Raw genomic sequence first — 10,801 nt, 5'->3', positions numbered from 1 at the left:
GGAGCTACAGGAGCTACTGGATCTACTGGACCTACTGGAGCTACTGGATCTACTGGACCTACTGGAGCTACAGGAGCTACAGGAGCTACTGGACCTACAGGAGCTACAGGATCTACTGGAGCTACAGGAGCTACTGGAGCTACTGGACCTACTGGAGCTACTGGATCTACTGGACCTACTGGACCTACAGGAGCTACAGGATCTACTGGAGCTACTGGACCTACTGGATCTACTGGAGCTACTGGACCTACTGGATCTACTGGAGCTACTGGATCTACTGGATCTACTGGATCTACAGGATCTACAGGAGCTACTGGACCTACAGGAGCTACAGGAGCTACAGGAGCTACTGGACCTACAGGAGCTACAGGATCTACTGGAGCTACTGGACCTACTGGATCTACAGGATCTACAGGATCTACAGGATCTACTGGAGCTACTGGATCTACTGGACCTACTGGATCTACAGGAGCTACAGGAGCTACTGGACCTACAGGAGCTACTGGACCTACTGGAGCTACTGGACCTACAGGAGCTACAGGAGCTACAGGATCTACTGGAGCTACTGGACCTACTGGAGCTACTGGAACTTTTTCTTCTGCTAACGCTAGTATAGTAACTCCTGCTCCTCAAACTGTTAATAATTTAGCACCTATTCAATTTACAGCACCAGTTTTAATAAGTAAAAATGTTACATTTAATGGTATTGATACTTTTACTATTCAAATTCCTGGTAATTACTTTTTTATTGGTGCTGTAATGACTTCAAATAATCAAGCTGGCCCTGTTGCTGTTGGTGTAGGATTTAATGGTATTCCAGTTCCTAGTTTAGATGGAGCTAATTATGGTACACCTACAGGTCAAGAAGTTGTTTGTTTCGGATTTTCTGGTCAAATACCAGCTGGCACAACAATTAATTTATATAATATTAGTGATAAAACTATTTCAATAGGTGGAGCTACAGCAGCAGGATCAAGTATTGTAGCAGCTAGATTATCTTTTTTTCGCATTTCTTAATTAATATTATTACAAATAATATTAATTATATAAAATTTTGCTTTTTGGCTAGAGTGCTGGCTCGTCGTGTGGGGGCGAAACCCCACGAATTACGTATCTATTTTAGAATAAAAACTATTTTTGGACGATTGATCTAAGCGATTCGGCTTGTATACTTGTTTGTTCAAGTCGAGAACCATTGTTTTGCTTTTTGTCTGTCGGCTTGGCGAAAAAATCATACAAGCCGAAAAAAGTTCCGCAAGGATAATTTTTTTAAAGGTGGAGATTTTTGAGCGTTATTTGCTCAAAAATACTACCTGTTCCTTGCGGAACTTTTAGCTCTATATATAAGAGTGAGAAGAACAAAATGAAAAAAGTTAATAATATCAAGGGTTCATAAGATGTTAGGTGTCATGTTTTCATGACACCTAACAATTGGGAAATAACAAAAAAAAAAGAATACAATAGAAATTTGTATTCTTTAAAACAAATAAACAGGAAGTTTATACTTCTTTTTCCCTTTTTCTTCCAATTTAAAATTTTGTAATGAATCTCTAAAAATATGTTGTGTTGCTTTGTCTATACCATCCTTTGGACTACAACACATAATATTAGGATTTACAAACCATGTACGACTTGTACACACCCGACCATCTTCTGTTGTTACCCCTGCTTGCGCAACAGCTAATACTCCTTTTTTTAACAAAGTATTCATTGTACCTGAAATATTTTGACGAGCTATTTTAAACTTTTCACTCAAATATGTGGGAGATGCTGGACTACCTGTTTCACGTTCTACAATAACATTAGTCTTAAATTCCACAAATGAAGCTAATTTAAATAAAAAAGCTTCTTCTTTACTACTCAAATAACCAATCTCAGTCAAATAATTGATATTATCCATTATTAATTGCACAAACCTCACCCGATCTAAAGGTTTTCTCTTTTTTCCTATAAGGGGTAGCGTCAGGAAAATGCGTATTTACAACGCTAAGGAAGTTCCAATCATAAAAAAAGCCGATTTCCAGTCTCTCAAGGAATCGACTTTTTAATTTAGATTGTTGAACTAAAGCACCCTTTAGTTTAAGTGTAACTATTCACAAAACAAGAATACAAAAAGGGCTAGCAGCTGCCAACCTAAAACGTTCTATCTATTTGAAATATACTTTTAGCTATTCATCACTGCTGTTAGGTAATGAAACTGGAATATATTTGACACCTATTCTTTCACTATTGAGAGCCTCATAACAACTTCGTTTCCTTCCATTTCTCCCGTTTCTGAAAAACCAACTTTTTGATAAAGTTTTTTTGCCACTAAATTTTCTTCAACATAATTTATTTGGATATAGTCGAATAAATTTTCTTGCTTCAAAAATTCTATAGCTTTGTTTAATGCTTCTTTACCATAGCCTTTTCCTTGATATGCACTCCCTAACATAAATCGCCAAATCTCTACTTTCCTATTTTCTATTTTATAGTCAAACATTATAAATCCTACAATTGTATCATCATTATAAATAGCATAAGGCTTGGCTCTTTCGTAAAATACCCAGGCTTGTGCCAACGATCTCATATTTGATGAAACAAAGTTTTCCTGTTCTCCTACAAGTTCTAAGTCAAAAACTTTTTGGTAGTTATCAGCGTTTATTTTCTCTAATCTAATCATCTTATACATCTCCGAGTTTTGTTTAAATACTTGTTCTTGCGATAATTATAACATAATTTAAAAGACTGGGCAGGGGTTTATATATAACACTAAAATTTGTTGAAGTCTTAATATATATTTTAAATAACTTGCCTTTCACTAACCTGCCCCATTAGTTTAAGTACATTTTTTCACAATCTCAATAGAGTAAGCCTATTGGTACATAATTAAATTATCGTTAAATTAGGACTTCATAATTTCTCATAAGACTTGTATCAAAATGCTTAACGTTGTAAATCCGCATTTTTCTGACGCTACCCCAATACTAACATAAGAAAAGCAATGACTGCATGATGAGTTTTTATATTTAAATTAAATGCCAAATTCGCAATAATACTTCCGATAGAGATAGCACCAATAAAATCAAAAGTATTCATTTCAGCAATAATTTGCTTTCCTAGTAGTTTAGCTCCGATAAATAAAATCGAAAAAGCTAATAGTGTTCTCAAAATAATCTCTATATGTTCAGACACAAGTAGCTAACCCCTTTTGAATTAAGTGTTCGTATTATAACAATTTATATAAGGATAGTATGTGTCATTGTAAAAGAATTTATTATGTTCAATAGTATTAAATAATTCAAAATTAATGTCATGGTTATTCCTCTGTAGCTCCCCTTGACATCGGGGAGCTACTCCCAATTTTAGAAATTATAATAACACCACTTATAAGTAACAAAAAAGCTCACTCCTTATTTATTTTTATATAGGAGTAAGCTTTTCTCTATTATTAAATTCTAATTTATTTACCAAATAGACGACTCCAAAGCGATTTCCTCTGTTCTGAAGCTGCTATTAATCGCTTACTGTCTTGTATTTCTCTTAATACTTGCATTAATTGAATATCTCTTTGTTCTTCTCTTATTATTCTTTGAGCATCTGTTTCCTGTAAAAATTTACTTTGTTGATCCAATCTTTGAATTAATTCTAAATTAAGCTGTTCTAAACGTTCTATACGTTCTGATAATACTATTATCTGTTCTGTATCTACTACGCTATCTGTAGCAACAGTTGCTATCTCATTTTCTATAACACTTGTCATTGCTAGATTTACAGCCTGTTCTAGTGTTACGTTCTTCTTGTTCATAGCTGTTAATAGCCGTTCTATAATTGCTACATCCTTATGATAAAAAATTCTAGAATTATTACTACCGCGCTCGAAAGGATACCCAACTTCCTCCAGAGCAAGGCAATATTTACGCAAAGTACTTGAGCCAATCCCTAAATTCTTGGCTACCTCAGATCCCCAATAAGTTTGAGCCATATTTTGTCCTCCCTCTGCTTCAAGCTGTTCTCCAGTTGCTATATAGTCTTTTCCTTCTTTGAAAAGGTAACACCTTCTTTTTAAAATTTAAAGAAGAGTTTTCAATTGTTTTTTAAGATTAACAAAAGTTTATTTTTTTGCTTTTTAAAACACAGTTATAGATTTTATAATAAATCTTGATTAATAACCAACTGTATTCCTATTGCCATGACTATAATCTTCTTCCACAGCCAATGCATCTGCTTTAGTAACATGAACGGTACCAAATGAATGATTTGGAGGAGCATATATCGAATAAAGTTTTAACGGAATATTACCTGTGTTAATTACATTATGCCATGTTCCTGCAGGTATCATTATTGCAAAATCATCATAAGCATTTCTTTTGAAATTTAAATTATCTTTACTCTTTCCCATTTGAACAATCCCCTGACCTTGTTCAATACGTAAAAATTGATCAACATTAGGATGTATTTCCAAACCGATATCTTCACCAACATTAATGCTCATTAAGGTAACTTGTAAATGTTTCCCTGTCCATAAAGCAGTACGATACGTATTATTTTGCTTTGCTGCTTCATTGATATTAACAACAAATGGTTCTGATCCATAATCTTTTAACGAAATACTTCCATCACCATTGGAAAAACGAAAAAAATCAAATCTGTTTGTATAATCTATCTCATTAGGAAAAGTACAATAAACAGACTGTCTTCCATAGTTATACATTGGTATTGGTACATTAACATAATAAAGATATTGATATCGATACATAAAAGGAATATAGTGCATTTTTCTCAATCCTTCACAATTTTATAAAATTATCCTATGCACTGGTTAAGTCAATGTACTTAAAATTCAAAGTGACTTTTGTAAAGAAAGATTTTTAGCCTAAAACACTTATTTCATTAAATGGACCTTTAACTTAACAATACAATTGAAGTTTAAAAATCAAAAGAAAAAAACTATATCAACAAAGTTTTTCATCAAACTTTGTTTTAAAATTATCAATCTTTTTTATACAAGATTTTATACAATTTTTTGTACTAATACAGGACATTCGTAAACCGGAAAAACCATAGTATCTCAACAATGTATAAAATCATGCATAGGATGACAAACAAAGAAAAAGCGGAATCCTTATTATATCAATGGATTCCGCTTTTTCCTTGCTGCCGATAATGATGCGTTATGTTAACTGTACTTGTATACAATATACAAAACAAAAATACTTTTTTAGATGCAAACACATATAAGATATCTAAAGTTATAGATGAACAGAATGTACTATTGAAGAATATATAAAATATATATCAAATATAGTACAAGCCTATTCATTACATCCTTAGTAAAAATAAAATTTTATGGCTTTTGGAGGAAAATATATGCCCAAAAAAGTTCTCTTGTTTACAGATTTGGGAATTGATGATGCGTTTGCTATTCTGTACACCTTTTTTCGTAATGATATCCAACTTGTGGGGATTGTAGCTGATTATGGAAATGTATCGAGAGAGAATGCTATAAAAAATATTAACTATTTGAAGTATATTTCGGGAAGAAAAGAGATACCCGTATTTCTCGGTGCTTCTGTACCTTTAACAGGTATATTGGTTCAATATTTTCCTGAAGTACATGGAAAAGTAGGACTAGGACCTATCATTCCACCTGAAATCCCTTATCCAATTTATCCCATGAATGATATTTACAAAATTATAAACTCAAATTTAGACGATCTTACAATTATCAATTTGGGAAGACTTTCCTCATTGGCTACGTCATTTATTTTGAATTTAGAAGCAATGCGGAATGTGAAAGAATACATTTGCATGGGTGGAGCCTTTTTTTACCCCGGAAACGTGACTGCTGTGGCTGAAGCTAACTTTTACGCAGACCCTTATGCAGCAAACTTAATTCTGCAGCATGCGAAGAATTTGACAATTATTCCATTAAACGTCACCCAACACGCGATTGTTACACCTGAAATGGTTCAACAAATTGATGCATTTCACCGGAATACACAAGACCTTGCAGGACTCATCATCAAACCTATGTTAGACTACTACTATAATTTCTACTCTAAATCGAATCCTGGCATAGGAGGAAGCCCTATGCATGATTTTTTAACAATATGGTATTTGTTGAATCCAGATGCAGTTCGTCTGTCAAAAGTGCCCATCAAAGTAATTCCCGATCTAGGAGAAGGATTTGGTCAAAGTATCGCAGACTTTCGTTTTGTGACAAATCCAGGTTATAAAACACATAATATCGCTTTTCAGTTCAATTATGAAAGATTTAAGAGAGATATTATGGAAACATTTTTAAGGAAAAGACTATAGCATATCCTAAGTAAAGATAAAAATACATATTAAAAAAAGAATTATTTATAGTTGGATGTATTGTAGTTGCTATGAGTTTACTAAAATAGAACTTCCTATATCGTGAATTATGTAAATAAGCCGTCCATATGGACGGCTTATTTTTGTTTAGCCTGATTTTGTCCTTGTTTTTTGGTCTACTTTTTGCTTTTTGGCTAGAGTGCTGGCTCGTCGTGTGGGGGCGAAACCCCACGTATTCCGTATCAATTTTGGAGTAAGCACTATTTTAGGACGAATGATCTAGGCGGTTCGGCTTGTATACTTACTAGTCCAAGTCGATCGGCATTGCTTTGCTTTTTGTCTGTCGGCTTGGCGAGAAAAGCATACAAGCCGAAAAAAGTTTTGCAAGGACATAATAAAAAAGAAAAGACGGTAGTCTTTAGGTGAGGATGAACGAACCGACTTTTTTATTATGAAGGTGGAGATTTTTGAGCGTTGTTTGCTCAAAAATACTACCTGTTCCTTGCGGAACTTTTAGCCCTATATATAAGAGTGAGAAGAGCAAAGTAAAGAAAGTCAGTAATATCAAGGGTTTAACAAGGGTAGGGTGTGGGAAAATTCCCACACATGTGTTGTTAAATTCCCACACCTAAAAAATGGAAAATAATAAAAAAAAAAAAGATGTCAATAACAAATGACATCTAAAATAAATAAATCGGTAAGTTATGTTTTTTCTTATCTCCAGTTATTTTAAAATTTCTAAGAGACTTCTTAAAAATCTTCATAGTAGCCTTGTCTACTCCATCTTTAGGGGAACAACATAAAACATTAGGATTCACAAACCAAGTACGAGAACTACAAATGCGACCATCTTCAGTTGTCATTCCAGATTCTGCAACAGCTAAAACACCTTTTTCCAATAAACCATTCATTAAATGAGAAAGATTACTTCTATCTTTTCCTAACTTCCTTGCTAAATAACTTGGTGTAGCTGCATCTGCATCTACTTCTTCAGAATCTTCATTTGAACATTCAATTAAAATATTAGTTTTAAACTCTATATACGGTGTTAAATCAATCAAAAAAGCTTTTTCAGCATTTGTCAGATATCCCGTTTTACATAGATAATTAATATTATCAGTAATTATCTGCACAAATCTCACCCGATCTGTAGGTTTTTTCTTTTTACCAATAAAATATTCTTCTCCACCAGACATTTTACTTAATACTTGTAGCATAATGACTCTTTCTTCTTCAGAAAGTCCGCCACTACCTTCAAGTTTTTCATAAATACTATTAATTTTACTATCTCTTTCTTTTGCTTTTTTTTCAGCTTGTCCAAAATCAATAATTTTCTTTGTCATATCTAAGTTAATTCCTCCTTAATTGAGGGAATCAACAAAAATACCTATTTTTTGCTATTTGATTATAAATCAAATTATGATAATCTATAATCAGATAAGTGAAGTTTAGGTATTTTCGTAAAATACCCTATGAAAAGAGTCATGTTCCCGCATGGCTCTTTTTTTCATTCTATCATGTTTTTAACAACCTTAAAGATAAAAACAAAGTTTCCCTGTTTTTTTACCGTTCCATATCAAATCCACGATGTTTATTCACCTCTTTTTTATGCTCACGTTCAAATTGATTATCTACTCCCTTGCTACCCAATTCATTTTTAACACTCTCTCTAAACCCCTTAAATTGCTCTTTTAAAACTTTTTTCGTTTGTACATATAAAACTCTTATATTCGTCTGCAAACCCTTTATATGAGCTTTTAACGAGCTAATTTCTCTATTTAATACACCAACTTCCTTTTGCAACTGGTTTTTTTCCTGTTTCAATGTTCTATTTTCTTTCATCCAACCGTCTGCAGTCATTTTTAAACTTTCATACTCTTTCACAAAGTCTGTTTCTCTCAAACGCTCATGATCCTTTTTGATAGTGACCGCTGCATTCACTTGCTTTGTTACTTCTTGATATTGTTCTGGTGATAACACATAATTTCTTGTCTGTTTCTTTGTAATTTCAGCTTTTCCAAACATTTTATCCTGTACTTCTACTACTACTTCTTTACGTAAAAATGGAATTTTAACAGGTTCATTTGGCACTCGATCACTAGCACTATCTAATTCTTTTTGCATTTGTTCTACTCTTTTTTCTAATTCCACATGACGCTGGCCAATTAGCTGCAGCTTTTCATTTTCACTCTCTACCTGTTGCTTTACTATCTCTAATTCTTTGTACGTATCAACAACATCACTTTCCAAACTCTTTTTCGTCATTTCTAATTCGTTTGTTTTCTCTTCAACATTTTTTAAATGATCGTCAATCGTTTGTAACTTAGTTTCTTTTTCCTCTACTTGATTTTCAATAGTTGACTTTGCTTCTGCATACTCCTTGTATTGACGGACTTTCATGTACTTATGTGAACCTACATTAGCACGTTCAAAATTCGGAATATATTCTTTAGCCAATTGCTCTATATAAGCGGTTTCCCTTTCTCTCCAATGCGCAATTAACTTTCTTCCCGTTCCTTCGACACCTTGTTGTTGCAAAGCTCTATCCATTCCGACACGCCTCGTTAATCCTCGACTACTTTCAAAGTTCGGTACATAGTTAATATGTAAATGTGGATTTGCTTCGTCATCATGTAAAACCATGTTATAGACTGCCAGATTGGGATTCCGCTCTTGAAACGCTTCAGCATACCGTTTTAACGCTTCTTTCTTAGCTTCCCTATACTTCGGGTCGTCTTTACCTTCTCCAATCGCTACGACCAATTCTCGTTGCTCATGCGTTTTATCATCTTTATGTATTTTGTCATAGTAATTCTCAATCTTACGGTCATTCCGTTTTTGCTTCTCGTTATACTTGTCCACCGCTTCTTGAAAGACATCCTTGTATACACTTCGGATGTCCTTTTGAACAAAGTAAATATTCTCCTCTGACCTAGCTGGATCAATGCCAGGATTCCCATGAATATTTTCCCTATTATTGTGGCTTAATGAACTTTGGTGAGATTGATTAAATGAGATAGAACCCAACATAAAGTGCCACCACTTTCCCTAGATTAATTGATACCATAAGTCTAGCAAAGCGACGAAATGGTGTCAATTAGAGTAACCCTATACGTATTTTGACGCTTTCGCATCAAAATCGATAGGGGTCTGCGACGCTTTTCGGCTTCGCCGAGCCATGCTTAGCATGGAAAAAACAACCTTGGACTCTGTCCAAACCTGCTGGGGAAATCTTCCCCAGACCCCCTTATCCAACTCCCCAACCCCTCAAATCCTTGAGGGCCTCCCTCGCCGGTTGGCGTCCCCAAAACAATTTGTTTTGGGGAACTGCCAAGAGGTTGGAAAATCAGATGCACGAGTCAATTCCTTAATGCTCCTTTCAAGAGATCAGCAAAAAAACGCTGATCTCTTTCAGTCCGCTTACCATTGACTCTTACCACTTATTTTTCTTCTCCCAATAATCACTTTACTAATTATTCAATACTACACTTATTAAAAAGTAAAAAGTTTTTGAGTTACTTTTTTTAAACGTATTTCAAATGCTTTTAAGTTGTATTAGGGGTCACCATACCATTTCAGGAAAATTGTACGTTTAGACACAATTCGGACACATTCCAAGCGTTTCCTGTACGCTAAGAGATATCTGTCCAGAAAACCTTATATTTATGAACAGAGGGTAAAACTCAACAATATCAACACGTTTTCTGACTATAATCATGTTCATAAAGCATGTAAACAAATCAATGTTCAATTAAACTTAGGTTTCTATCTTTCTGAACATGTATTTACCTTTAAAGATACTGTAAGAATAAGGTTTTGTAGTCCTTAGCGTACAATTTTCCCAAAATAATATGGTGACCCCTATTAAAAGAAATGAAACATTTATTTCAGCAGACTTTATAATTACACTTTTTAACAATACTTAATTATAAAATTCAATATAAGAACTTTTTTTTAAACTTATACATATAATAAATATTGACATAAATTCACCTGAATAGGGAAAAAAGAGATGAACTGGTCCTTCATCTCTTTTTTTATGTCAAAAAATTAATACATTTATAATAATCAATTTTATATCTTTATACATTTACTATATATAATATATTTTTTTAATAAACTAGATAGGAGGTTTCTATATGTCAAATAACAACATTCCATCACCGTTTTTTTTCAATAATTTCAATCCAGAATTAATAGGTCCAACATTCCCTCCTATTCCTCCACTTACTTTACCTACTGGACCTACAGGATCTACAGGAGCTACAGGAGCTACAGGAGCTACTGGACCTACAGGATCTACAGGAGCTACTGGATCTACTGGACCTACTGGAGCTACTGGATCTACTGGACCTACTGGACCTACAGGAGCTACTGGACCTACAGGAGCTACTGGACCTACTGGAGCTACAGGAGCTACTGGATCTACTGGACCTACTGGAGCTACTGGATCTACTGGACCTACTGGATCTACAGGAGCTACAGGAGCTACTGGACCTAC

9 protein-coding genes and 2 pseudogenes are annotated in these 10,801 nt (G+C 34.1%); 4 read left to right on the top strand and 7 right to left on the bottom strand.

Annotation, left to right across the window (positions count from 1 at the left end):
- Together ACTFNE_RS27125 and ACTFNE_RS27120 are read left to right on the top strand one after the other, a co-directional pair.
- Nucleotides 1–605 (top strand): hypothetical protein (locus ACTFNE_RS27125; protein WP_439998581.1); only part of this gene is annotated, 605 nt, incomplete at its 5' end.
- 154 nt (nt 606–759) lie between these two features.
- On the top strand, nt 760–1,017 hold the full coding sequence (locus tag ACTFNE_RS27120) for a hypothetical protein (protein ID WP_000203354.1): 258 nt from the start codon (nt 760–762) through the stop codon (nt 1,015–1,017).
- Nucleotides 1,018–1,477: 460 nt separating this feature from the next.
- Here the strand turns inward: ACTFNE_RS27120 and ACTFNE_RS27115 are convergent.
- The 5 genes and pseudogenes from ACTFNE_RS27115 to ACTFNE_RS27095 form a co-directional block, all read right to left on the bottom strand.
- A pseudogene (locus ACTFNE_RS27115) lies at nt 1,478–1,951 on the bottom strand (MarR family transcriptional regulator); the annotation flags it as partial.
- A gap of 264 nt (nt 1,952–2,215) precedes the next feature.
- The gene (locus ACTFNE_RS27110; protein WP_000620148.1) at nt 2,216–2,662 is read right to left on the bottom strand and encodes a GNAT family N-acetyltransferase; all 447 of its coding nucleotides are present in this window, start codon (nt 2,660–2,662) and stop codon (nt 2,216–2,218) included.
- A gap of 302 nt (nt 2,663–2,964) precedes the next feature.
- Nucleotides 2,965–3,174 (bottom strand): annotated as a pseudogene (locus ACTFNE_RS27105) (DUF421 domain-containing protein); the annotation flags it as partial.
- A gap of 268 nt (nt 3,175–3,442) precedes the next feature.
- On the bottom strand, nt 3,443–3,964 hold the full coding sequence (locus tag ACTFNE_RS27100) for a DUF3967 domain-containing protein (RefSeq protein WP_000079496.1): 522 nt from the start codon (nt 3,962–3,964) through the stop codon (nt 3,443–3,445).
- 180 nt (nt 3,965–4,144) lie between these two features.
- Nucleotides 4,145–4,756: a cupin domain-containing protein gene (locus ACTFNE_RS27095; RefSeq protein WP_073542121.1), complete on the bottom strand. Its 612-nt coding sequence runs from the start codon at nt 4,754–4,756 to the stop codon at nt 4,145–4,147.
- 593 nt (nt 4,757–5,349) lie between these two features.
- On the opposite strand from ACTFNE_RS27095, the gene ACTFNE_RS27090 reads away from it, so the two are divergent.
- Nucleotides 5,350–6,300 (top strand): nucleoside hydrolase, encoded by a 951-nt coding sequence (locus ACTFNE_RS27090; protein WP_001125079.1) that lies wholly within the window; start codon nt 5,350–5,352, stop codon nt 6,298–6,300.
- Nucleotides 6,301–6,980: 680 nt separating this feature from the next.
- Here the strand turns inward: ACTFNE_RS27090 and ACTFNE_RS27085 are convergent.
- Both ACTFNE_RS27085 and ACTFNE_RS27080 read right to left on the bottom strand, forming a co-directional pair.
- Entirely contained in the window at nt 6,981–7,643 is a 663-nt protein-coding gene (locus ACTFNE_RS27085; RefSeq protein WP_000162379.1) for a MarR family transcriptional regulator, read from the bottom strand.
- Nucleotides 7,644–7,863: 220 nt separating this feature from the next.
- Complete coding sequence (locus tag ACTFNE_RS27080; protein WP_000901539.1) at nt 7,864–9,330, bottom strand: plasmid recombination protein; 1,467 nt, start codon at nt 9,328–9,330, stop codon at nt 7,864–7,866.
- A gap of 1,109 nt (nt 9,331–10,439) precedes the next feature.
- On the opposite strand from ACTFNE_RS27080, the gene ACTFNE_RS27075 reads away from it, so the two are divergent.
- On the top strand, nt 10,440–10,801 hold a 362-nt coding region (locus ACTFNE_RS27075; protein WP_439998579.1), incomplete at its 3' end, for an exosporium leader peptide-containing protein.

Origin of the sequence: Bacillus cereus group sp. MYBKT111-2 (assembly GCF_051915205.1) — a bacterium.
Lineage (GTDB): Bacteria > Bacillota > Bacilli > Bacillales > Bacillaceae_G > Bacillus_A > Bacillus_A paranthracis.
The sequence above is the reverse complement of the archived record's forward strand: the minus strand, read 5'-3'. Positions and strand labels throughout refer to the sequence as shown.

Bases quoted from the DNA above. Each gene is read 5' to 3' on its own strand.
- ACTFNE_RS27095 (WP_073542121.1), bottom strand. From the start codon at position 4,756: ATGCACTATATTCCTTTTATGTATCGATATCAATATCTTTATTATGTT.
- ACTFNE_RS27080 (WP_000901539.1), bottom strand. From the start codon at position 9,330: ATGTTGGGTTCTATCTCATTTAATCAATCTCACCAAAGTTCATTAAGC.
- ACTFNE_RS27110 (WP_000620148.1), bottom strand. From the start codon at position 2,662: ATGATTAGATTAGAGAAAATAAACGCTGATAACTACCAAAAAGTTTTT.
- ACTFNE_RS27085 (WP_000162379.1), bottom strand. From the start codon at position 7,643: ATGACAAAGAAAATTATTGATTTTGGACAAGCTGAAAAAAAAGCAAAA.
- ACTFNE_RS27120 (WP_000203354.1), top strand. From the start codon at position 760: ATGACTTCAAATAATCAAGCTGGCCCTGTTGCTGTTGGTGTAGGATTT.
- ACTFNE_RS27090 (WP_001125079.1), top strand. From the start codon at position 5,350: ATGCCCAAAAAAGTTCTCTTGTTTACAGATTTGGGAATTGATGATGCG.
- ACTFNE_RS27100 (WP_000079496.1), bottom strand. From the start codon at position 3,964: ATGGCTCAAACTTATTGGGGATCTGAGGTAGCCAAGAATTTAGGGATT.